19 protein-coding genes and 1 riboswitch are annotated in these 23597 nt (G+C 60.2%); of the genes, 7 read left to right on the top strand and 12 right to left on the bottom strand.

Annotated elements, in window-relative coordinates:
• Positions 1-58 precede the first annotated feature (58 nt).
• Positions 59-910: an N-carbamoylputrescine amidase gene (gene aguB / locus MU856_RS04980; protein WP_186403049.1), complete on the top strand. Its 852-nt coding sequence runs from the start codon at positions 59-61 to the stop codon at positions 908-910.
• Between the two features lie 23 nt (positions 911-933).
• Entirely contained in the window at positions 934-1593 is a 660-nt protein-coding gene (locus MU856_RS04975; RefSeq protein WP_186403050.1) for an FABP family protein, read from the top strand.
• 5 nt (positions 1594-1598) lie between these two features.
• Here the strand turns inward: MU856_RS04975 and MU856_RS04970 are convergent, their stop codons facing one another.
• The 3 genes from MU856_RS04970 to MU856_RS04960 all read right to left on the bottom strand — a co-directional run bounded on the left by MU856_RS04970 (position 1599) and on the right by MU856_RS04960 (position 6042).
• Complete coding sequence (locus MU856_RS04970) at positions 1599-2219, bottom strand: PilZ domain-containing protein (RefSeq protein ID WP_058813295.1); 621 nt, start codon at positions 2217-2219, stop codon at positions 1599-1601.
• 298 nt (positions 2220-2517) lie between these two features.
• Positions 2518-5025, bottom strand: a complete 2508-nt coding sequence (ligD, locus tag MU856_RS04965; protein WP_263588495.1) for a DNA ligase D — start codon at positions 5023-5025, stop codon at positions 2518-2520.
• Positions 5026-5181: 156 nt separating this feature from the next.
• On the bottom strand, positions 5182-6042 hold the full coding sequence (locus MU856_RS04960; protein ID WP_263588494.1) for a Ku protein: 861 nt from the start codon (positions 6040-6042) through the stop codon (positions 5182-5184).
• 442 nt (positions 6043-6484) lie between these two features.
• Here MU856_RS04960 and MU856_RS04955 point away from each other — a divergent pair, with 442 nt between their 5' ends.
• A complete protein-coding gene (locus MU856_RS04955) occupies positions 6485-6688 on the top strand; it encodes a MerR family transcriptional regulator (RefSeq protein ID WP_155178486.1) in 204 nt (67 codons plus the stop codon).
• Entirely contained in the window at positions 6685-7920 is a 1236-nt protein-coding gene (locus MU856_RS04950) for a DNA cytosine methyltransferase (protein WP_155178483.1), read from the top strand. Before MU856_RS04955 ends, MU856_RS04950 begins: the two co-directional genes overlap by 4 nt.
• On the opposite strand, the gene MU856_RS04945 is transcribed toward MU856_RS04950, so the two are convergent.
• The gene (locus MU856_RS04945) at positions 7884-8270 is read right to left on the bottom strand and encodes a very short patch repair endonuclease (protein ID WP_230461331.1); all 387 of its coding nucleotides are present in this window, start codon (positions 8268-8270) and stop codon (positions 7884-7886) included. The two genes, MU856_RS04950 and MU856_RS04945, sit on opposite strands and share 37 nt — an antisense overlap.
• 73 nt (positions 8271-8343) lie before the next feature.
• On the opposite strand from MU856_RS04945, the gene MU856_RS04940 reads away from it, so the two are divergent.
• Positions 8344-11298: an ATP-binding protein gene (locus MU856_RS04940; protein WP_174834962.1), complete on the top strand. Its 2955-nt coding sequence runs from the start codon at positions 8344-8346 to the stop codon at positions 11296-11298.
• Positions 11288-13165, top strand: a complete 1878-nt coding sequence (locus MU856_RS04935; RefSeq protein ID WP_155178477.1) for a response regulator receiver domain — start codon at positions 11288-11290, stop codon at positions 13163-13165. The genes MU856_RS04940 and MU856_RS04935 overlap by 11 nt, the downstream gene beginning before the upstream one ends.
• Positions 13166-13588: 423 nt before the next feature.
• Here the strand turns inward: MU856_RS04935 and MU856_RS04930 are convergent, their stop codons facing one another.
• On the bottom strand, positions 13589-15706 hold the full coding sequence (locus MU856_RS04930) for a malate synthase G (RefSeq protein ID WP_155184420.1): 2118 nt from the start codon (positions 15704-15706) through the stop codon (positions 13589-13591).
• 383 nt (positions 15707-16089) lie between these two features.
• On the opposite strand from MU856_RS04930, the gene MU856_RS04925 reads away from it, so the two are divergent.
• A complete protein-coding gene (locus MU856_RS04925) occupies positions 16090-16746 on the top strand; it encodes a haloacid dehalogenase type II (protein ID WP_230461246.1) in 657 nt (218 codons plus the stop codon).
• A 184-nt stretch (positions 16747-16930) separates the two neighbouring features.
• On the opposite strand, the gene MU856_RS04920 is transcribed toward MU856_RS04925, so the two are convergent.
• From MU856_RS04920 to MU856_RS04890, 7 genes are all read right to left on the bottom strand, one after another.
• Complete coding sequence (locus MU856_RS04920; protein WP_155178475.1) at positions 16931-18100, bottom strand: MFS transporter; 1170 nt, start codon at positions 18098-18100, stop codon at positions 16931-16933.
• Positions 18101-18226: 126 nt separating this feature from the next.
• A complete protein-coding gene (gene pcaD, locus MU856_RS04915; protein ID WP_155178473.1) occupies positions 18227-19399 on the bottom strand; it encodes a 3-oxoadipate enol-lactonase in 1173 nt (390 codons plus the stop codon).
• 12 nt (positions 19400-19411) lie between these two features.
• Positions 19412-20545: a lyase family protein gene (locus MU856_RS04910; RefSeq protein WP_155178471.1), complete on the bottom strand. Its 1134-nt coding sequence runs from the start codon at positions 20543-20545 to the stop codon at positions 19412-19414.
• On the bottom strand, positions 20542-21237 hold the full coding sequence (pcaG, locus tag MU856_RS04905) for a protocatechuate 3,4-dioxygenase subunit alpha (RefSeq protein ID WP_155178469.1): 696 nt from the start codon (positions 21235-21237) through the stop codon (positions 20542-20544). The genes MU856_RS04910 and pcaG overlap by 4 nt, the downstream gene beginning before the upstream one ends.
• Positions 21230-21943 carry a protocatechuate 3,4-dioxygenase subunit beta gene (gene pcaH, locus MU856_RS04900; RefSeq protein WP_155178467.1) on the bottom strand — a complete coding sequence of 238 codons (714 nt, stop codon included), beginning with the start codon at positions 21941-21943 and terminating at the stop codon, positions 21230-21232. The genes pcaG and pcaH overlap by 8 nt, the downstream gene beginning before the upstream one ends.
• Positions 21940-22599: a 3-oxoacid CoA-transferase subunit B gene (locus MU856_RS04895; protein ID WP_155184414.1), complete on the bottom strand. Its 660-nt coding sequence runs from the start codon at positions 22597-22599 to the stop codon at positions 21940-21942. The genes pcaH and MU856_RS04895 overlap by 4 nt, the downstream gene beginning before the upstream one ends.
• On the bottom strand, positions 22599-23309 hold the full coding sequence (locus MU856_RS04890; protein WP_155178465.1) for a CoA transferase subunit A: 711 nt from the start codon (positions 23307-23309) through the stop codon (positions 22599-22601). Before MU856_RS04890 ends, MU856_RS04895 begins: the two co-directional genes overlap by 1 nt.
• Before the next feature lie 154 nt (positions 23310-23463).
• Positions 23464-23548, top strand: a riboswitch (glycine riboswitch).
• Positions 23549-23597 lie beyond the last annotated feature (49 nt).

Here is a 23597-nt window from a genome sequence, read left to right as displayed (position 1 = left end):
CCAACGGCTCATCCGCTTTTGCGGTGGCAAGATGCGCTGGCTTGCTTATATCCGCCTCATGACCCGTACCATCACCGTCGCCGCGCTCCAGCTCCCCCTTCCCGGACCCGTGCAACCCAATATCGACGCGGTCACGGCGCTCGTCGAGGAGGCGGCGGCCAAGGGCGCGCAGGTCATCCTGCCGCCCGAGCTGTTTGAAGGCCCCTATTTCTGCCAGGTCGAAGAAGAGGCGCTGTTCGCTAGCGCCCACCCGACCGCCGAGCATCCGAGCGTCAAGGCGATGCAGGCGCTCGCCGCGAAGCTGAAGGTCGCGATCCCGACCAGCTTCTTCGAGAAGGACGGGCCGCATTATTACAACACGCTCGCAATGATCGGCCCCGATGGCGCGATCATGGGTATCTATCGCAAAAGCCACATCCCCGATGGGCCGGGCTATGAAGAGAAATATTATTTCCGCCCCGGCAACACGGGGTTCAAGGTGTGGGACGTCTTTGGCACCCGCATCGGCGTCGGGGTGTGTTGGGACCAATGGTATCCCGAATGCGCGCGTGCGATGGCGCTGATGGGCGCCGAACTGCTTTTCTACCCGACCGCGATCGGCAGCGAGCCCTATGACGCCGACCTCGACACCCGCCACATGTGGCGCCGCGCGATGCAGGGTCATGCGGTGTCGAACTGCATGCCGGTGATCGCCGCCAACCGCATCGGCGCAGAGGGTGACGCGAATTTCTATGGCCACAGCTTCATAACCGACGAATGGGGCGATCTGACGCAGGCGTTCGGCGCCGCCGAAACGGGGGTGCTGGTCGAAACGATCGATCTCGACCGCGCGGCGAAGCATCGTGCGGGCATGGGCTTTTTCCGCGACCGCCGGCCCCAGCTTTACGGACGGCTGGCCGAGGACATCTGACCGCGCGGATTGGGGGATAACGCATGGACGTGCCGAACGACATCTTCACCGAGCCCGAGAATGTCGATCCCGACACGCTCGCCAATCTCGGCCCGCTGCGCCACTTCGCCGGTATCTGGGAAGGAAAGCGCGGCGTCGATGTCAATCCGAAGGCCGACGGCCCCGAAACCCGCAACTATTACGAACGGGTCGAAATGCAGCCGATCGACCCGCAAGCGAACGGGCCGCAGCTATTCTATGGCCTGCGCTACCATCTGCACATCAACACGCCCGAAGAGGATATCACCTTCCATGACCAGGTCGGTTACTGGCTCTACGAACCGGCGACCGGGCTGATCCTGCAGACGCTGGCGATCCCGCGCGGCCAGATCGCGATTGCGGCGGGGCACGCGGTGCCCGATGCGCGCAAGCTGTCGGTCCGCGCCGAGCGCGGCCAGACCGAATATGGCATCTGCTCGACCGCGTTTCTGGAAGCGGCGTTCCGTACCGACAGCTATCAGCTCGACGTCGAATTCCATGCTGACGGATCGTGGAGCTATGTCTCCGACACGATGCTGATGGTGCATGGCCGCGACGAGCCTTTCCGGCACCGCGACCACAACCGGCTGGTCAAGGTTGCCGAAGCCGATCTCAACCCTTGGGCGAAGATCGTCCGCGACGGCACGGCAAAGGCGATCGCCTGAACGGTTCAGCCCTCGAAGCGGCGAATGCTTTCCAGATCGACGCGGTTCAGCGGTTCGGTAAACCACAGTCCCCCGCGGCCGCCGCGCGCCCATCGCACGATCGCCTTGCGCTCCAGCCCGTCGGCCAGCGTCAGGTGCAGATGGCGCCCGACCTCAAGATGTCCGCCATGGACGAAGCCCGCGCCGCTTTGCGACATGTCGACAAGCTCGATGATGCTTTCGACCCCATCGACCTGCGCCTTGGCGCGCGAGTGGAGCGGGATGCGCGGGGCGCGATAGCCATAAGCGCGCTGTTCGGCAGCAAGCTGTTTGAGCACGCCGGCGCCGTCGATCTCCTCGTGAAAGGCGACGCCGCAGCGGCCACCGTCGGCCCATACGATCTTGCCCTTCAGCACGACACTGTCGGACAGATAGATGTCCAGATTTTCGTCGACATGGACGGGAACGTCGGCCGCAAGCTGCATGCCGCGATCGGAAATATTGCGCACGCGCCACAGCCCGACATCATTGTCGCGCACGACTTTTGCGATCCGCCAGACCGTCCGGTAACGGTCCCCCCCACGACGATCGCCATCGGTCGCGGCCCTGGGTTCGTGCGCCGTGCCCGAAAAGCGGGGTTCGATCATTCCATCCTCCTGATCCACAATGCCATCCCGATGGAAGGAAATGGCATCGAACTAACGGAGAATATTCACGCCTAGTCGGGCAAGAATATCCGAATTCTGCAAAATATTCAAACATGTCCCGAGTTAGGTTAACCTGCTTTCAACAAGTTGACCGAACCACCCGATAAGCATGCATCCCGATTATGAATAATTTGCACATTTTCCCCATTTTAACGGTGCCAGAATTGCAACATTAAATGGCTAAGCATCGTTATTTTGCGGGCCTCGAAAGCGGGAGGATCGCAGCGCCGATGCGGGGTCAGATCGCGGGCAGCGTCTGCCGCGCAAATCCCCATCCCTTCAGCGTGGGGCTCGCGGCGCGATCGAGCAAGGTGCGGGCATCTGCGATCGTCCAGTGGCGCGCGCTGTCGATGGCGGCCAGCCCGTCCCAATCGACGGGAACCGCCACCGGCGCCCCCGTCCGCGCGCGCGCCGAATAGGGCATGATCGCGGTGCTGCCGCGCTGGTTGCGCAGCCAGTCGATGAAGATCTTTCCCTTGCGCTTTGCCTTGCTCATCGTCGCGACGAAACGATCGGGTTCGGCAAGGCTCATCGCCTCGGCAAAGCGCTTCGCAAAATCCTTGTGCGCGTCCCAGCTGTGCCCCGGATCGAGCGGCACGACGACATGGACGCCCTTGCCGCCCGAGAGCATCGCGAAGCTGACGAGGCCGATGTCGGCGAGTTGGCGCTTCAAATCCGCCGCGGCCTTTTTGACGTCGGCGAAGTCGAGCCCTTCGTCGGGGTCGAGGTCGAAGACCATACGGTCGGGCTGTTCGAGCGTATCGACGTGGCTGCCCCAGCCGTGAAATTCGATCGTCCCCATCTGGACGCAGGCGAGGATGCCGTCCGTATCCTCGACATAGAGATAATCCTCAACGCCGCCGTCCTTCTCTTCGATCGGAACGTGGTAGACGTGCGGGCCGAAGCTGCCCGAATCATGCTTCTGGAAAAAGCATTGCTTCGCGCGCCCCTGCGGGCAGCGGACGAGGCTGACCGGGCGGCGCGCGAGGTGCGGGAGCATGACCGGCGCCACCGCGGCATAATAGTCGGCGAGGTCGCCCTTCGTCGCTTTTGCCTCGGGGAAGATGACGCGCTCGCGGCTGCTGATCTTCACGTCGCTGACCGGGCCGGGAGCCTTGGCCTTGGTTTCGGGTTTCACGTCCTTCGCCTCCTTGTCGGCGCGCAGCCCGACGAAGCTCGCGTGGCGGACCGAGCCGCCGGCGGTATATTCGGCGAAGGCGATCTCGGCGACAAGGTCGGGCCTTACCCAATGGACCTTGCGCGCCGCCGCCTTGTCGACATCGACCGGCGCAGTCTTGCGCGCGCGGCCCGCGAATTTCGCGGCGAGCATCGCCATCGTATCGGCATCGAAGCCGGTGCCGACATTGCCCTTATAGACGAGTTCGCCCTTTTCGCGCTGCGCGAGGATTAGCGAGGCGAAGGGACGTGTCTTCGCCGAACTCTCCTTCCAGCCGACGATGATGAATTCCTGGCGACGGGTGCATTTGACCTTCATCCAGTTTTTCGACCGGCGGCCGGCATAGGGTGCATCGGCGCGCTTGGCGATGATGCCCTCCTGCCCTGCGCCGCACATCGCCTCATAGAGCTTTTCGCCCGCGCCGATGACATGATCGGCGACCGCAATCGGCGGCGCTGCATCGCGGAGCAGCGCCTCGAGACGTTCCTTGCGTTCGAGATTGCCGAGCGCGGTGAGCGGCTTGCCGTTCTCTTCGAGCAGGTCGAAGGCGAAGAAGTGGAGGTCGGTCGCCTCGTCCTGCGCGCCATGGCCGCGCTTCAGGACCGCCTGGAGCGAGGAGAAGTCGGGGTTGCCGTCCTTGCCATAGGCGACGATCTCGCCGTCGATCAGGCACGGCGGCAGGTTCAGCGCGGCGATATGGCGGGCGAGCGGGGCGAACTTGTCGGTCCAGTCGAGCCCGCTGCGCGTATAGACGACGACCTGATCCCCCGCCGCGGCGACGAGCGCGCGATAGCCGTCGAACTTGATCTCGTGGAACCAGTTGTTGCCGGCCGGCACGCTGTCGACGAGCGTCGCGAGCTGCAGCTTGCGGAATTTGGGCGGCTTGGTGCCGACTTTTGAGCCTTTGGTGACCTTGCGATTGTGCGCCGCCGCTGCCGCCATCTTCTTCGCGAACGCTTCGCCCTTTGCGCCCTTCAGGGATTGCTCGCCGTCCTCGTCGCCCGCGATCTCGGCCATCGGGCGATCGGTGAGGACGCTGGTGAGGTATCGGCCGGTCAAGTCGTCGCTGCCGCCCGCATAGGCGTCGTCGATCTTGCGGAGCAGCCAGTTTTCGCGCTTTTCGCCGGCGCGGGGCTTCATGCGGACGAGCAGCCATTCGCCCTTCATCCGCTCGCCGTCGAGGGTGAAGTGAAGATGGCCCTTTTCCAGATCCTTCGCGCTCTTTCCCGCGACCGGCGCCCAGGTGCCGCGATCCCACAGCATCACCGAACCGCCGCCATATTCGCCCTTGGGGATCACCCCCTCGAAATCGGCATAGGCCATCGGATGATCTTCGGTGCGCACCGCGAGCCGCTTGTCGTCGGGGTTCGCGCTCGGCCCCTTGGTGACCGCCCAGCTTTTCAGCACGCCATCAACTTCGAGCCGGAAGTCGTAATGGAGGCGCGTCGCGTCGTGTTTCTGGACGATGAAGCGATTGCCGCCCCCCTTCGCAACCTTGCCCGCGGGTTCGGACGTCCGCTTGAAATCGCGCTTCTTGTTATATTGGGCGAGAGGGTCGGCACGGGTCATCGCGTTCTACCTTGTCTGCGCCCCTGCGAAGGCAGGGGCCCATCACCGATGCAGGCGACGCGAGCCGAACCGTAGGAAAATGGCGCGAGGCCGGATGATGGACCCCTGCCTTCGCAGGGGCACACAATAGCCGAGGGCAATCCGGCGCTCACGAGACTATGCCCGCTTTTTCGCCGGCGCCTTTTTGGCGGGCGCCTTCTTCTTCGTCGCAGCGGCGGCCGTTTTCTTGCCGTCGACCGACGCCTTGAGCGCCGCCATCAGATCAATGACATTCGATCCTTCGCGCACATCGGCGGGTTCCCCGACATCCTCGAGCACGCGCTTGCCCTTGGCTTTCGTTTTCTTGGCGATGACGCGCTTCAGCGCATCGACATAGTGATTGTGATAGTCGGCGGCGTCGAACTTGCCGCTCTTCTTGTCGATCAGCGTTTCGGCGAGATCGAGAAGGTCGGCGTCGGGCTTGCTCGCGGACACGTCGCGGAAATAGCTGGCCGCCTTGTTCACTTCCTCGGCATAGCGCAGCACTTCGAGCACCAGCCCCTTGCCGCAGGGACGCAGCCCAACGAGCTGTTCCTGACCGCGCAGCGCAAGCTGTCCCAGCCCCACCTTCTTCGTTCGCCGCAGCGCTTCGCGCAGGACGATATAGGCTTCCTCGGCCAGATCGTCGGCGGGGACAACATAATAGGGCTTTTCATAATAGAGGATGTCGATGTCGCTCGCGTCGACGAATTGGACAAGCTCGAGCGTCCGCTTGCTCTCCAGCTTGACCGCCTCAATCTCTTCTTCGTCGAGCAGGACATACTGGCCCTTAGACACCTCATAGCCCTTAACGATATCATCGGTATCGATGGCGCCGATGCCGGGCACGACCTTTTCATATTTGACCGGCTTGCCGCTCGGTTCGTGGATCTGGCGAAAGCTGACGCTGGCCCCCGATTTGGTTGCCGGATAGATTTCGACCGGGATCGACACCAGTGCGAGGCGGATCTGACCCTTCCAATAGGCGCGTTGCACCATCTGCAAACCTCCATAGCGGAATGCGAATGCAATGCACGGCCTGCCATGCGGGTTCCGCCGGAGCCGTTACGCGTCTGAAGGTCGATTATGGGTTATGGTGCCCCAAGCAGGACGAAAGCGATGAGTATGAATCGCCGCTACTACTACGCTAGAACCGTCATAAGCCGCCAAACAGCGAAATAGGCCGCCGCTACATGCTGTTCGGCGCTACTTTCCGCATGAAAAGATGAACAAAAAGGACGAGAACCCGACAGATCGTTGCCCCCCGCAAGCCGAAATTCATCATTTTGGGCAGACCGTCGTGGCTAGGTTGATCGGCTCTCAAAGGACCGTCAAGGCCCGGAGCCCTACACTCGGCCACAACCTGACTCACAACCGGAACTTAACGTCGTGTTGACGTTGACCATGGTTGAGTATAGTTGAAGGCAGTCGGGAGGGCGGCATGAGCGAAACTGGCGATCTACACATTGCCGAGACGGCGGCGGCGGCCGGCATCTCGAAACCGACCCTTCTTCGGTGGATTAAAGACGGCAAAGTTAAGGATGCGCAGCGGCGCGACCGGAATGGTTGGCGGATATTCTCACCCGCCGAGGTAACCGCAATTCGGACACTTGCCGCGTCCACGAAGCCGACGAAAAACTCATGACCGCACCGTCCATGAGCGCCGCGCGTCGGCAGCGGCCCGCGTTCTTGGCGGTCGATTTTTTCTGCGGTGCGGGCGGGACCACGCGCGGTCTGATCGATGCTGGGGGCTACGTCATCGCCGGTGTCGATAAGGACAATCGCTGCCGGCAGACCTATGTCGAGAACAATCCCAATACGACCATTGATTTCTCGACCCCGCGGTTCATCAGGCGGGATATCTTCCCCGCAACCGATGCCTATCCGGATGGCGAGCAGGCAGAACTGTTCGACGATCTTGAGAAGCTGATCGAGAAATATAGGGCGGAAGCACCCGGTGCGCCTCTCATGTTCGCGATCTGCGCGCCATGCCAGCCCTTCACAAAGCTTTCCCGCAAGGAACTCAGCAACGCCCGGAAGGAAGGTCGCGAACGCGATAGCAATCTGCTGCGTGAAGCGGCAAAATTTGTTGCGCGGTTTCGCCCGGAGATGATCCTGTCGGAAAACGTCCAAGGCATCGGCGATCCGAAATATGGTGGCGTCTGGAACGATTTTCGTAGTCAGCTCAGGAAGCTTGGTTATGCGACCGGCTCGAATGTCGTCTGCACGTCCGATTTCGGCGTTCCGCAGTTTCGCCGTCGTTCGATCCTCATTGCTGCTCCACGGGAGCTGGCGCGGCCGGAGTTTCTGGAGCCGGGCCACGACGGTGATCTGGTGGTCCCTCTCGAGGACACGGCGGCTGCGGTCCGATCGGTCCGTTCGGCAATCGGTCATCTGCCGTCGCTTCCCGCCGGGGCGCAGCACGCAACAATCCCGAACCACAAGACCCGGACTCTGAGCGACCTCAACTTGAAGCGTCTGGCTTCGGCTAAACCCGGCGAGTCAAATGTCTATCTCGACAACACCCCTCACGGCGACCTCTCGCTGGCGTGCCACCGGAAGGTGAACGCGAAGCTCAAGGTGCGTTGCTTTACCGATGTCTATACGCGAATGGACCCGGATCGACCGTCTCCCACGATTACGACGAAATGCCATAGCATCTCGAATGGACGCTTCGGCCATTTTGACACGAGTCAGGTGCGCGGAATTTCGCTGAGGGAAGCCGCAATCCTCCAGTCTTTCCCGCAGGACTATGTCTTCTATCCAACCGACATGATCGAACCGGTCGCGCGCATGATCGGCAACGCAGTGCCGCCCAGGCTGGCCGAATATTTTTCGCGTTATCTCTCTGACGCCCTTGTGTCGGCCGATGGCTGAAGTCGGCGCACTATCCGCTCCACTCCAAGGTCGAGCGCACATTCCCATACTGTTTCGACGTGCCAACCGAGCGCTTCCAGGCGTATTCGCGTGCTGTGATCGCGGTCGATGTTGCGATCGAGCTTCGCCGCCCAAAACTCCTGGTTTGATTGAGGCCGAGCACCTCGCGGGCAGTCATGGCCATGCCAAAAGCATCCATGGACCAAGACGACGGTGCGATGCCGCGGGAGGACCATATCGGGCTTTCCGGGAAGGTCGCGACGATGAAGGCGAAAGCGGAGCCCGACGGCATGCAACGCGCGTCGAACATATAATTCGGGCGCCGTATCCTTGCCGCCGACGCGTGACATTGCGCGCGAACGCTGTTCCGGTGTCATATGGTCCGCCATGCTGCGGTTATAGCAACGGGTGGCCCCACAAACCATGACCGATACGGATCAAACCGGCCGGTCGCTGGAACGGGCTGCGGAGAACGTTTCCTTCCGAACGCGTGCGCGAACGATCGATCATCTCGGGCGCGGTCAGATCGCCGACGCTCCGACGGCGGTCAGCGAGCTTTGGAAGAATGCGTGGGATGCCTACGCGACACAGGTATCGCTCAATATCTTCGACGGTGACCCGGCCGTTGCCGCAGTCTTCGACGACGGTATCGGCATGTCGGCGCAGGATTTCGTCGAGAAGTGGCTCGTCATCGGTACCGAATCAAAGATTGATGGCCCACCGCCGGCGCCACCGGCCGATTTCACCGGCTCCGCACGCGAGCGGCAGGGCGAAAAAGGAATCGGACGTCTGTCGGCCGCTTTTCTCGCGCCGGCGACTCTTGTTTTGTCACAACAGGCAGATGGTCCGATTTCGGCGGTTCTGGTCGATTGGCGCCTTTTCGAAAACCCGTTCCTGTCACTTGATCAGATCACATTGCCTGTACGTACATTCGGCAAGCGCGGCGAAGTGGCCGTTGGGCTGCGGGCGATGGCAACGGCGATACTCGACAATCTCGGGGAGAGATCTGCCACAGGCGACTTGATCCTGTCACCCGATTGGCAGCGTTACACCGCCGCCGAACAGGCGGCGGGTGCACGATCGACCGCAGAGGCCATGATCGACTTCTGGTCGGAGATGCCGATTTCCGCCCGACACCTCGAAGAGTGGCCCGTCTTCGCGGATTTGGCCTCACATGGTACCGCACTGTATCTACTTGGTGCCCACCATGAACTGTCGGTCTGGCTTGGCTCCGCGCCGGACGACGATGAAGCGAAGGAGGTCAAGCAAAGGCTCAAGGATATTTTGACCGGCTTCACCGACACGCTGTCGGCTGCGCCGGTCGTGTTCGATTATGAGGTTCTCGCCTATCATGGAGATGTTCCGCGTCGTATCCTTGCTTCCTCGGATGTGTTCGATCTCTCCGATTTCCGAGAACTTGAACATAGCGTCGAGGGCGCCTTCGACGAGGCCGGAGTTTTCCGCGGCAAAATCCGGGCGTTCGGTGAGGATTTAGGCGAACGCATCATTCCGCCCCCGCGGTCGTTGCCCCCGGCAAGATCGGATCGGCCGGGTCCCTTTGCATTTGCGATCGGTACGTTCGAGCAGGTCGCGATGGCCTCAACGCACAATGCCAAGCGGCATCAGGATCTAATGGAACTCGTCGACCGGTACGGTGGGGTTCGGGTGTATCGCGACGGCTTGCGCGTGATGCCATACGGCTCAGCCGACGCCGACTTCTTTTCACTGGAAGAAACTCGCCAGAAGCACGCTGGACGCTACTTTTGGGCCCACCGACGGAGTTTCGGACGACTTGCCTTCACGCGCGCCGGAAATCCCGCGCTAAAGGACAAGGCTGGCCGCGAAGGCCTGGTCGAGAACCGAGCGAGCCGCGAGCTTCGTCTCCTCGTCCAGGCCCTGCTCATCAAACTGGCCAGAGATTATTTCGGAACAGACTCTCCGGAACGCGAAGAGCGCATCGCGGAGACCAAGAAGCGAAACATCAAGGGTCGCAAGGCGGCCGAGCAGGCGCGTAAACGTCGGCGGGGCGAATTCAGGACTTACCTCGCCGACGCGATCAAACGCATGCCGCAATTGGCTGAGCGAGCGAAGAGCATCTCTTCACGATTGGAAGATGTGAAACAGCCGGCTTCGAAGGACACGGTCGCGATGATGCGCGCCGAGGTCGAGTTGGCTCGCGCGGAATTAGCCGCGCTGACGCCTCTCGACGTCCCGAACACGTTGGGCGACGCTGAATCGCGCTACCGAACGTTCAGGGACGAACTGGATGAAGCCAGCGATCTTATCCTGCTGTCCGACCAAGCGCTCCGCGAGATGGAGGCCACGGTCGGTGCGTCTTCGCCTCGTGAGGTCGCTGCAGCCGCCAGGGATCGGCACGAGAAAGCACTGAACGAACTTCTCTCGGGGTTCCAAGGTGACATCCGTGAGGGTATCAAGGCGATCACATCCAATTGGACATCCAATCTTGAGGACGACCGGACGCGATACGAGCGAGCGACGACTCCCCTGTTGCGCAAGCTGTCGCAAGACACCGATCTGAACGATCTTCTCGGCCTGTTGGAAACGGTGCGGCGCGAGCTGGAAGACGAATTCAACGACCGGTACCGGCCGATTGTCCGTAATATCCGGACCATAATCGAAGGCGTGGACGCGGAGATGGCGCTCGCCACGATTGACGAGGATCGGGAAGAACTCGATCGCCGGGTTCGTGACCTGAACGCGGTCGCACAGCTCGGAATCACGGTCGAGATCATCGGACATGAGCTTGAAGCGCTCGACAGTGAGGTGAGCCGTAACTTGGAGAAGCTGCCGGACACGGCCAAGAAGACGCTGGCCTTCACCCGGGCGATGGACGCGCATCGGTCACTCACCGAAAAGCTACGCTTCCTCTCACCTCTCCAACTGGCCGGCGCCCGGTTGCGAGAGACGATCACCGGCAAGGCTATCGTTGATTATGTCCGCGATTTCTTCGGGCCGGTCTTCACGGACGGGGGCATCCGGCTTGAGAGTACGCCAGCTTTCGACTCGATCCGCTTCACCGAACTCAAATCACGCATCTACCCGGTGTTCATCAACCTCGTGAACAACGCCGTTTATTGGGTCGGACGGTCGGAAGAGCGAGTGATCCGCTTCGATTTTGTCGATGGCAAGATCGTTGTCGGTGACACCGGCCCCGGTATCGACCGGGATGACGTCTGGCGTCTTTTTCAGCTGTTCTACACGCGCCGCTCTTCCGGTCGCGGCGTCGGACTGTATCTGTCCCGGGTGAACCTTGAGGCTGGCCGCCATGCGATCCGTTACGCGACCGAGGAAGATCCGCACATTCTGCCCGGCGCAAACTTCATAATTGAGATGAGGGGGCTGGAAGGTGGAGCTTGAAGCGTTCGAGGCGCGCTTTGCCGATGCGGTCGAAAGGAGCTTTCGCGACGACGCAATCCGCACCGCCGTCCTGATCGATGATCAGTTTCCGGACTATCTCCGGATGAGCGATGCCACTGACGAAGAGTTCAGCGAGATCGCGCGCGCAAAGCACATATATGGCTTCATGCACGCCAAGGGTCTCATCTGCGATATCCAGAACTGGCGCGTCCCGGACGACATGGACGTGCATCTTCTCGATAAGGCGCGAAAGAGCGACCTAATTCTCCTTGATTACCAGCTCGGTGCAGCCGGATCGAAGACGGCGCTCAAGATTCTGCGCCATCTCGCGGTGTCGTCGCACTTCAATCTGGTGGTGCTGTATACCGCCGAGGCTAACGCCAACACGGCGCTGACTGTGGCGACCGCAATGCGCGGGCTTGCCCCGGTTCAGGACGACACGGCGCCGTCTCCGGAAATTCTCGAAGCGGCCGAGGATATCCTTGCAGAGGAGCGCTTTTATGAAATCGACGCACCGGGGCTGCGTGACTATTTGACCGACGGCAAGATCGGCTGGAACAACGACCTGCGCCAGTCCATGCAGACCGCCGGAATCCATCTCTCCAACCTCAAGAGTTTGGCTGATTATGTTGCCCGGCAATGGATCGCGACCCTCGTTGACGACTATGAGCCTGATGCAAGTGAGCTTCCTCTCGGTCTGAACATCGGGCCCGACCAGCCTATGTGGGTGCATTGCGGAAGCTGCTTCGTAGCGATCGTCCAGAAGCTGCCATCGAGTTCCGAGGAGGACGAGGGAGAATACGTTTGGGGGCGGCTGGGTTCGGCGCTGCGTGCGTGGAAGCCGAACATTTACCGCCTGATTCTGTCCGAAATCCAGAATGCGCTGGAGTTGGAGGCCGTCGCGCATCACGAGAACTGGCTGGACGATGACCTGTCACTCGGGCTCGGACTTTATCTCTTGGAGAGCGACGAGGCCGCAAGCGGAGTATTGTCGCCGTCGGATATCGAGGGCTCGGCACAAAGTCTGATCGACCGCTTCGTAGACATCATCAGGCGGCGGCTTGCGACCCACGACGGTATATCCAGGACCGCCAACGATCTTCTCAGCGCCCGGCTTTCCACGACGCTTGGCACGGCGCCGGCCGGCGAGAGCGCCCGACGTATCCGTGCCCGCGAGCTGGCACATATCGCGGCGGATCGAAGCATCGATTGGCAGCAGAAGGTCGTGCCGGCCGTAAATGCCTTCATGGTATCGGATGCCTTCAGGGGCGGTCACGTTACGACGGGAACCGTCCTGCGGGACGCGGATGACGCCTTTTGGCTGTGCGCGTCACCGGCATGTGACCTCGTCCCGCGCGAGGACGGGCCGATCGTCGTCCAGCTAATCAAGCTGGAGAAGACCGGGGCACCGCCCGAAAGGTTCACGCCTGGGGAATTTGTCGTGGTCGGAAGCACGCGTGAGATCACGATCTTGCGTGCGCTCGACAAGAAGGGACGGCAGCCGGCATTGACGATGCTCGTCCTTCCCGGCGGCACGAGGGTAAGCCGCGACGGCGGGCGTGCAACCACCAGCGGTTGGTTCGCTACTGAGGCTGGCCTTCGCGCTGCCTCCGCGGCGCAGGGATTCCCAGCCGCAGCCGCCCCCGAGGCTGCAGCACCAGCGCAGGAGATCCCCGCTCCGGTCGGGGAAAATGCAAATGCGTTGGACATCGAAGCTCTGCCCGAACTTCCGGGCGAGGCGGCGCAAGCAGACGCGCCTTTTGTCCTCGAAATTGTTGCACAGTTAAGGAGTGCGTTCGCGACACGCTTCCTGATGGCGGCGGGGCAGCATCAATCCCGCATCGGCGTCGACTACGTCGATCCCTGACGCTGGCGCGCGGCAGCTTTTTGGGGCCGAGGAGTCGCGCTCCAAACAACCAAGACGAGGCGCGATCCAGCCATCTCACGAAACGGACTCGAACTTCCTGCCGTCATACACTGCCGTGGCTACGCTATTGAGTACCGAGGGTAGCGCAAACGAGTCAGCGCACGACGTAGTGCGCGCCATGCGTCGATTGCCCTTAAGGGAGTGCAGATCCATTCAGACTTGGCATTTACTGACCCGGGCTGGAGGAATACACCGAAGCGCATGTCGGAAAGTCGGGCGCCTTCAGCAATCACCTCGAATTTGACGATGCTGTCATTGAGGAGCCGGTCACGTCATCGCGCAAATCGGCGAGGATACGGCGCGGTAGGTGCTGCGGAACGCAGGGATCGACGGCGGAAACACTGAGGGTGCCTGCGGCACGCATTATGCGGGGGAACCTCCCGCCTGCTGCTGCTTGTATCGAGCACGGTATGAATGAAGCAGTGGCTCGGTGTAGCCGTTGGGCTGCACCCGTCCCTCGAATATCAACGAACGCGCAGCTTCGAATGCCAAGCTTACTTTTTCACCGCTGATCAACGGCAGATATATCCGATCACCGGCATTCTGCCTGTCCACCTTTACGGCCATCCGGCGAAGCGAGTTTTCAACGTCGTCGGCGCTGACGACGCCGTGCAGCAGCCAGTTTGCGATATGCTGCGAGGATATCCGGAGCGTCGCCCTATCCTCCATCAGGCCAACGTCGTGAATATCAGGGACCTTCGAACAGCCAACACCTTGGTCAATCCATCGGACGACGTAACCGAGAATGCCTTGGGTATTGTTATCAAGCTCCTCTCGCAACTCGTCCTCTTGCCAGTTTCGCCCCCCCGCCAAGGGCAGGGCTAGCAACCGCTCTAGGGGCGCCACCGGTTCACCGCGTCGCTCCGCCTGGCGGACTGAGACATTGACTGCATGATAATGGGTGGCGTGCAGCGTTGCGGCGGTAGGCGACGGAACCCACGCCGTGCTGGCGCCGGCCTGGGGGTGCGCGATCTTCTGCGCAATCATATCCGCCATCATGTCAGGGGCGGCCCACATGCCCTTGCCGATCTGTGCTCGGCCCCCGAGCCCGCACGCTAGTCCGATCTGGACGTTGCGATCTTCATAAGCGCCGATCCAATCGGCCGCCTTCATCTCGCTTTTCCGAACCATCGGCCCAGCGAGCATCGAAGTATGAATCTCGTCGCCCGTACGATCGAGAAATCCCGTATTTATGAAAACGATCCGGTTCCTCACAGCGTAGATGCAGGCAGCAAGATTGGCGGACGTACGGCGCTCCTCGTCCATGATCCCGACTTTGATCGTATAGCGAGGGAGGCTGAGCATATCCTCTATCGCATCGAAGAGCCGATCGGTAAAAGCGGCCTCATCGGGTCCGTGCATTTTCGGCTTCACGATATAGAGCGAGCCTCGCCGGCTATTGCCCTTTCGACCCTTCAGATCATGCAGGGCGATGACCGCAGTCAGGACGCCGTCCAATATGCCCTCGGGAGCCTCCGAGCCATCGGGCAGGCGCACCGCTGGAGTTGTCATCAAGTGACCCACATTGCGGACAAGAAGAAGGCTGCGGCCGGAAAGAGCGAATGTGCTTCCATCTGACGCTGTATATGCGCGATCGGGATTCAGGCGGCGGGTGACCATTCGGCCATTCTTCTGAAAGCTGTCCTCGAGGGTGCCCTTCATCAGACCGAGCCAGTTGCGATAGGCCGCGATCTTGTCTGCCGCATCGATTGCGGCAACCGAATCCTCAAGATCGCATATGGTCGACACTGCAGATTCGAGAATAATGTCGGCGATGCCTGCCGGGTCATCCCGGCCGATGGGGTGATCGTGATCAATGACGACCTCGATATGGAGGCCATTATGCCGAAAGAGCAGATTGTCGCCATTTCGTCCCGCCAACAACGCCGGGTCGGACAACGACAATTCCCCGCCTTTCCAGCGCCGCCAACTCCCATTTGCAAGCGGTATCGCCCTGTCGAGGAAGCGCTTGGCCCAATCGACGACTTTTTCGCCGCGCTTGGCGTCATAACCGCCGGCCTCGACCTTCGTACCGACGACGTCGCTCCCGTAGAGTGCGTCGTACAAGCTGCCCCAGCGCGCGTTCGCAGCGTTGAGAAGAAAGCGCGCATTCAAGATCGGCACAACCAGCTGCGGACCCGATATCGCGGACAGTTCTTCGTCGACATTGTCAGCGCCAACAAGGAAAGGCGCCGGCTCGTCGACCAGGTATCCGATCGATCGAAGGAAGCTTAGATAGGCTTTCTGGTCTATAGGCTCGCTTGCACGAGCGTCGTACCAGCCATCGAGTTGCTCCTGGATACGGTCGCGCACTCGAAGCAACTGAGCGTTCTCTTGCGCAAAAGCGGAATAGATCGCTTCCAGTCCTCGCCAGAATACCGAAGCGCTGATGTCGGTGCCGGGAAGAACCTCTTGTTCGACGAAATCCACAAGCGCGCCGGAGACCGACAGCCTACCTATTTCAGTCATAGCCTTTGTCATCGATACCGTCTCCGCACTATTTCTCGGACAGGCGCACTCGGGAAAATGCAACGAAGCGGCCCGCGCACCGGCCTTCGCCATTGGCCCACATCTTCCAAGCCTGCGAATCTGTCGATTACCGAAAATTCGCGCTTTCTGATGTGAATATCATTCAATACGGAAATTGAGATGGATCATATTATGTGATCGAGCATTAGTTTTGACAAAATCGATCTTTGATTTGCACCTGTGCAATTCCCTGTCGATATCATACTATTACAGTTGCTACCCGATACGTCGCGGTGATAGGATGTTCGACAACGGCGCCTCGATACCACTTAGATGTTATTATCGAGTCATCCGTGAATTTCCACTTCAACATAGTCGAGATAGGGCGAGCGATCATGAAGCCGGCATATCTGTTCGATGCATATGGTACTGTCCTCGATGTCCATGCAGCCGTGCGTCGCCACTCCGAATCCATCGGCCCGGATTTCCAGGCCTTCTCAGATCTATGGCGCGCGAAGCAGCTGGAATATTCGTGGGTGCGTACCTTGATGGGCAACTACGAAAATTTCTGGCAGCTGACGCAGGATGCCTTGGACCATGTCCTGCGTTTATTCGGATCCGTCGATCCGGCAATTCGCAAGGAGCTTCTGGATGCATATCTGCGACTTGAACCCCACGACGGGGCGCTGGAGGCCCTGACAGACCTCAAAGCCAAGGGCGCTCGGCTGGCGTTTCTGTCAAATGGCACGTCGACAATGCTTCGGACGGCGACGGTGGCCGCCGGCCTTGACGAGATACTCGAGGCACCGTTCTCAATTGATGCGGTTGGAAATTTCAAGACGCATCCGCTGGCTTATTCCGTCTACTCGTCGCGGTGGGCACTGGATCGTGCGGAGATCGCCTTTGTTTCGTCGAACCGCTGGGATATCGCAGGAGCTACCAAGGCCGGATTTTACACAATTTGGGTTAACCGCAGCGGCATGCCAGACGAATATCTCGACGCGGCTCCCAAGCGCGTCATCGGCTCGCTTGTCGAGCTTCTAAGCGACTAAGTCGCGAGCGTTGACGAAATTATTGCCCTCTTGGCTATTTCGATGGGCCAGAACCCAGACCGCTCCGTTGCAGTGCAGTCTCGGCGCAGGTCCACCGGGCTCGCGATCCTGAAGCCCACCCCATCCGCAAGCGGGCCGATCCATAGGAGTTCGCGGGGCAGGCTCGTTTCCAATGTTCCTACCCTCACCGGTCTTGCGCATGGCGACGGTGAGATTGAAGCGCCGTGAGGCCGAGCAGCAACGACACTATCACGGCCGACGCACTCAGGATGCCAAGCGATTCAAATGATCCGCCGCCTACGATATTGCCGCCGACGGCAGGGCCGATTGCGGCGCCAAGAGACTGCACGGCGCCGGCGCCGGTAATCGCCCTTCCCGATCGATCGACCACGGCGATCAGGGACATCCCGATTACGACAGAAAATCCATAGAAGAACGACCACCCAAAGATCGCGATCGCGAAATATGGGAGGCCTGCGTGCCCATATGCCAGAAGCAAGCAAAAAGCGCTCAGGCAGAATTGAACGACGATCAGGAGCGGCCCTCGACCTAGACGGCGACTGATCCACGACGCCGCGATGCATCCAGCGGCGTTGGCAATGAGGGCAAAAGAAAGAACATACCCCGTCGCCGAAAGGGAGTTGCCGTGCGAAACTCCGATCTGCTGCGCAAAGATCCAGATGCTCGTTCCACCGCCGAACAGGAAGAGCATGGCAAGCAGGCTTAGAATACTGGCCAAGCTGCCGTCATGCCTGTGCGCGGCGGGTTCGTCGAAGGACTGCGTGATGCGGCCGGGCAGGAAAGGCACGCACGACAAGAAGAGAAGCATGGCGATCGCGGTCAGGAAAGTCAGGCCTGGCATGCCCGCCGAAGGAATGGCCCAAGCTGTCGCCGTGGCCATGACGATAGCCACCGTTGCGACCTGGCCTCCAGTCCCAAATCCGAAGTTTCGGTCCGGATCACCAGAGCTTCCGATTATGCGGCACGCGATAGCATAGATCACGCCGGAGCCGAGGCCGGCTGCAAAAAGCGAGGGGTAAAGAACGGCAACATCGGTGATAAGCCCGCTCGTGCCTATCAGGGCGAGCGATATCATACCGGCGATAGCGGACAGTTTGCGGATTCCGAACCGTGGAATCCACCAGACGGCTGAAGCGGTGCTCGCCACAAACCCACAGAGGTAAGCCGTCCCGATATATCCTGCCATATTGGGGGACAAGGCCAATCGTGGCGCCTGCGTGCCGATGTAGAGTGGCAGGATCCCATAAACCATTGTTCCAAACCAGAAGAGGATTACGCCAGCGGCCACCTCCCTTCCGGAGTTCAATGCGTCCTTCCGATCGTTTCTCTGCATGTTTCCCAGCGCGCTGATTTTTCCGAGCGGGTTAGCCCGTGGGCTTCGGTCAGTCCTCTTCCAAACGAGATAGATGTTATTCGATCGTCTTCGTTCATGAGAACAGATCGTTCTCGATACGTCTGGCTAAACGATCTCGGAAATGATCTTGGTAGCTTCACCAAATGCGGTATTGGCGACGGGGACCCCTGCGTAGATGGCGATTTGCATCAGCACTTCTTTGAGTTCGTCCTGCGTGAACCCTCCTTGAGCCAGCCCCGCGCGCACGTGAAGGGCATATTCTTCCCATCTTCCGAGACTCGCAGTTGTGGCTACAACGATCAATCGCCGCGTCCGCTCGTCAAGGCCGGGACGACTCCATATTTCGTTCCAAGCGATACGGGTGATCATAGCCTGAAAGTCTTCGTTGAAAGAAGTGCGTCCGGCGAGCGATCTGTCTACCCATTCGTCGCCAAGAATTGCGCGCCGTGTCACCAGACCGGCCTCGAAAAGGATGTCTCTGGCGGATGTCACAGTCGATTTGGTGCCGAAGAATCGAACGATTGCCGATGCCAATGCTGCTGGATCCTCGATAGCGGGAAGATGCCCGGTCTTGAGGCGCACCGCTTTTGCATCGGGAATGCTTGCTGCCAGGAATTCCCCATGTCCAAGAAACGGTGTGGAGATATCATCGTCTCCGGTGATGACGAGCGTTGGCACGGCGATGGCGCCGAGACGGTCCGCGATATCCATGTCGCGAATTGCTGCGGCACAGCCGGCATATCCGGTGTCGGAGCTGTTCACGAGCGCCCGCCACGCCGAGCTCACCTCTGCGGCACGGTTCTCGATGAACTTCGGCGAGAAGAAGCGATTTATCGCGGCATCTGCGATGGCTTCCGTGCCGTTGGACCGGACGGCTGCGACCCTGTCTGTCCAAATCGCCTTGTCCATCGTGGCGGAGGTACAGATCAATGCAAGGCCTGCCACTCTCCGAGGATGGTTGATCGCCATATCCATGGCGATCATCCCGCCGAGAGAAATCCCAGCAATGATCGCCTTTTCTACATTCGCTGCGTCCATCACCGCGACGGTGTCTGAACCGAGCACATCAAGGCTGTAGTCGCCCCCCGGCGCGTCCGAAGCGCCATGACCACGGTTGTCAAGGCGTATAAGCCGATAATGCGGCAGGAGATGAGGAAGCGCCTTGTCCCACAAGCTCATGTCGGTACCGATTGAGTTTATCAGGACGATGGCTGGCAACTCTGCGGAGCCTTGCTCCTTCCAGTATAACCGGACCCCGTTATGCTTTGTGAACGGCATCGATATCCCTCGTCAGAGGTTTAGAAGTTCGCGGACGATGCCTTCGCTTTCGCCTATGTCATTCCCCAAGGCGGAAGCCGCGAGATTGCAAGCTATGGCATCTCCATCGATTTGGAGGCCTTCGATCGTAACGACCATCGAGCCTATTGCTCCGGCGGCGATGGAAAAGAGATCCGCCAGAATTGAAGCCTCTGTCTGCCATCCACCGAGCCCCCGCTCCTGTTCCTGGGGAAGGCCCCCCAGCAATGTGGCAACCAGTCCGGGCGCGCGATGCGCAGCGGATAGAGCGACTTGGCAGCCTGTCGGGTTCCGTTTGTGCGGCATCGCAGAGGACCCGCCACGGCCCGGGACGACCGGCTCAAGAGCTTCCCGAATATGGTCCTGCGACAGCAAGGCGATATCCTTTGCCATTTTGCCAACGGTGCCAACCAGGATGCCGACGCTCGTGCCGATCGCGGCCACGGCGATTCTGCGGCTATGCCAAGGAGGCGCAGGTTTCAGCTGCAACGCGCTGGATAGCCGGCGCGCGACCGCAGAGCCTCTGCCCGACATGCCTGCCCGCGTCCCCGAGGCCCCGCCAAGCTGAACGCATATGTACGCGCCGGCGTCGGCTCGCATGCGCGCCGCTGCCTCGGCGATCCCCGCACGCCATTGGGCGATCCGCAGTCCAAAAGATATTGGCATCGCATTCTGCATCAACGTCCTGCCTACGGCAGGCACGCGGCGATAGTTTTCCGCCAAGGCTGTCAGGGCAAGGTCGAGACGATCGGCATCGTCGATCAGCAATGCGGAGGCTTCTCTCGCCTGCATCATCATCACCGTGTCAGCCAGGTCCTGACTGGTCGCGCCCTTGTGGACCGCCATCGCCGTCTCTGGCGCCATCGCCGAACGGATCCTGCCGATCAGCGGTATCGCGAGCGTACCTGCGAACGCAGCCTCGTCGGCGAGGATTTGAGGGTCGATGGCGAGCGACGCGCAGACGGCGCCGATCTCATCGGCGACGCGTTCCTCGATGATCGCTTCTGCGGCTTGAGCCTGCGCCAATGCAGCCTCAAATTCCAGGGCGTGTTTGACGGTCGAGCGGTCGTCATAGACCGCCAGCATCGCCGGCGTTGTCGCTGAACGATCGTGAAGGAGCCTGCTCACAGCGAAAAGAAGACCGTCTCTGCATCACCTTGGATGTGAATATCGAGCCACCAGACTCCATCATCGCGCTGGCGCGCAACAAGCGTCGATCGACGGTCCGATGGCACAAGGGAGAGGATGGCATCTGTGTCGTTGCCTTCTGCGCCGTCGAAATACAGGCGTGTGCAAAGTCTTCGCAGCACCCCTCTCGCGAAGATCGATAACGCGATGTGGGGAGCTTGGAGCGAATTGCCTGGTCCGGGCACGCGGCCCGGGAAAACAGTGCGGAAGCGATACACGCCGGATTCGTCGGTAGCGCATCGGCCGAACCCTATGAACTCCGGATCGAGTGGAATTTCGGCTCGCTTATCCGCCCCTCCGGAATATCTTCCCGACGCGTTGGCTTGCCAACTTTCTACCAATGCGTCTGAAATCGGGTCGCCATTTCCGTCGAGAATCTGGCCAGCAATGTCTATCACATCCCCTCTGGGAGCGCCCGTTCGCGTCGGGCGATTCAGAACATAGTGATCATCCGCGAAGAGCTCCGGTCGGGCTCCCAGATCTGACAGTCCCACCAAGTCAGCGCCGCCTTTCCAAGGCAGACCGTAGTGGAAGAAGGGGCCTACAGTCTGCCAAGGAGTTTGACCGAATAATCGAGGATCCTGGTTATCGAACCGCGCAGACGCTTTACGCTTTTCCAAGTCGTTATCCATTGGCAGTACCCTCGAAGGGCGTCTGCATTGCCCCCTTCAGCACGATGTCAAAACGGTATCCGAGCGCCCAGTTGGCGATGGTCGTGTCGATATCAAACCGGCAGATGAGGCGATTGCGATACGGCATCGGAACCGCATTCGCGATCGGATCGATCTCGATCAATGGATCGTCAGGAAAGTAGATTTGGGTGACGAGACGAGTGGCGAAGGCGGGGCCAAGCAACGACAGGTGAATATGAGCCGGGCGCCATGCATTGTGATGGTTACCCCAAGGGTAAGCTCCGGGCCGGATGGTCGTGAAGGAATACCAGCCCTGATCATCGGTAATCACCCGACCAGCTCCGGTGAAGTTCGGATCGAGCGGCGCGTCCCAATTATCGTTGCGATGGATATACCGCCCGGCCGCGTTCGCCTGCCAGATTTCGACGATGGTGTTTGGTACCGGACGACCACTGTCATCCAGCACCCTGCCAGAGATGCGGATGCGCTGGCCATGGGGAGCAGATCCATGTTGCGACGTTAGGTCTACCTCGGCTTGACCCATAAGAGCGCTCCAGCAACCGCTGGGGCCGCTCACCTCAGTCAAAGTCTGCGGAGCGTTGACCAAGGGGTGACGCGGACTACGCAATCCGGTCGAGCGATACTCTGGGTAGAGGAGTGGTGGCAAGCCCGCGTCGTCAGGCGCATATGCGATGTCCGTTGTCACAGGCAATTCTCCCGGAGCTTGCCCAGAAAGAGAGGGGCATTCGTCTTGGAAGCGATTTCCTCGACGCAGACGGATGGTGCCATGTCGAGCAGCGCAAGCACTCCGGCTTGCGGGTCTAACTCCATCACCCCGAGGTCCGTAATGATCAGATCAACCACCGACCTGCCGGTCAGGGGCAGAGTACATTTCTGGACGATCTTGGGCGCGCCATCCTTGGACGTATGATCCATGACGACCACCACCCGCTTGACGCCTGCAACCAGATCCATCGCTCCTCCGATCCCCTTCACCATCTTGCCCGGAATGGTCCAGTTGGCGAGGTCGCCATTCGACGCGACTTGCATGCCTCCCAGGATGGCCATGTCGATGTGCCCGCCCCTGATCATGGCGAAGCTGTCGGCAGACGAGAAAAAACTCGAAGTCGGCAGCGTGGTGACTGTCTCCTTGCCGGCATTGATCAAGTCTGCATCAGCTTCATCAGCGAACGGGTAAGGGCCCACTCCGAGCATGCCATTTTCGCTTTGCAGCGTGACGGTCACGTTTTCGGGGACATGGTTGGCAACCAGCGTAGGGATGCCGATTCCGAGATTTACGTAAAATCCGTCCTTGAGTTCTCGAGCAGCGCGCGCTGCCATCTGATCGCGCGACCAAGCCATCATGCAGGCTCCCGAGCGCGAATCGTCAGCTTTTCGATCTTCTTCTCGAGGCCCGTCGCTCGAACAATCCGATCGACGTAAATGCCGGGCGTATGCACTTCATCCGGGTCGATGGCGCCAGCTGGCACGATCTCCTCGACCTCGGCGACCGTCACCCGTCCGGCTGTCGCCATGATCGGGTTGAAATTCCGCGCTGTCTTTCGAAAAACCAGATTGCCTTCGGGATCAGACCGCCAAGCCTTGACTATCGAAAGATCAGCTTTCAGCCAGCGCTCTCGAATATATTCATCGCCGTCGAAAGTTTCGACAGGCTTGTCTTGCGCGACGACGGTTCCTACCCCGGTCCGGGTATAGAATGCCGCAATGCCGGCGCCGCCGGCGCGAATGCGCTCGGCTAACGTACCTTGCGGATTCAGCTCAAGTTCGATGTCACCATCCAGGAACTGCCGCTCAAAAAGACGATTGTCGCCAATATACGATGCGATCATGCGACTGATCTGCCTGCTTTGCAGCAGCTGCCACAGACCAAAGCCTTCTGCGCCCGCGTTGTTCGAAATCACTGTAAGCCCTCGGGTACCGCTTCGATAAAGCTCCGCGATAAGGTTCTCCGGGTTTCCGCAAAGGCCAAAGCCACCCGACATGATCGACATTCCGTCGAACAGCAAACCCTCAAGCGCTTCGGACGCGCTGCCTCGAATTTTTGAAAGCATTATAAGCCTCGGAACTGTTCGGAATTTTCCTTCGAACCTTATCCTTCGCATCGGCATGGAGCTGCTGCTTTTGACGATATGTGAAGGACGTTTGCGGTTTCGTCATTCTCGGTCGTCCGAATTGACTTGAGCGCACATTTCCAGGCAGGCCAGACTTGCCATTGCGGGAGAGACCGTTCGCCGGCGCCGAAGGAGCAACCGCCCCGGAAACTCTCAGGCAAAAGGACCGCAGGGCATCAAGATATCTGGAGAGTGGCGCCCGCCTGGGTGCCCGCCGACGGGATAGCG

It is taken from the genome of Sphingopyxis sp. GC21 (genome assembly GCF_025727575.1).
GTDB classification, from domain to species: domain Bacteria; phylum Pseudomonadota; class Alphaproteobacteria; order Sphingomonadales; family Sphingomonadaceae; genus Sphingopyxis; species Sphingopyxis terrae_A.
This window is presented reverse-complemented; position numbering and strand designations above follow the sequence as displayed.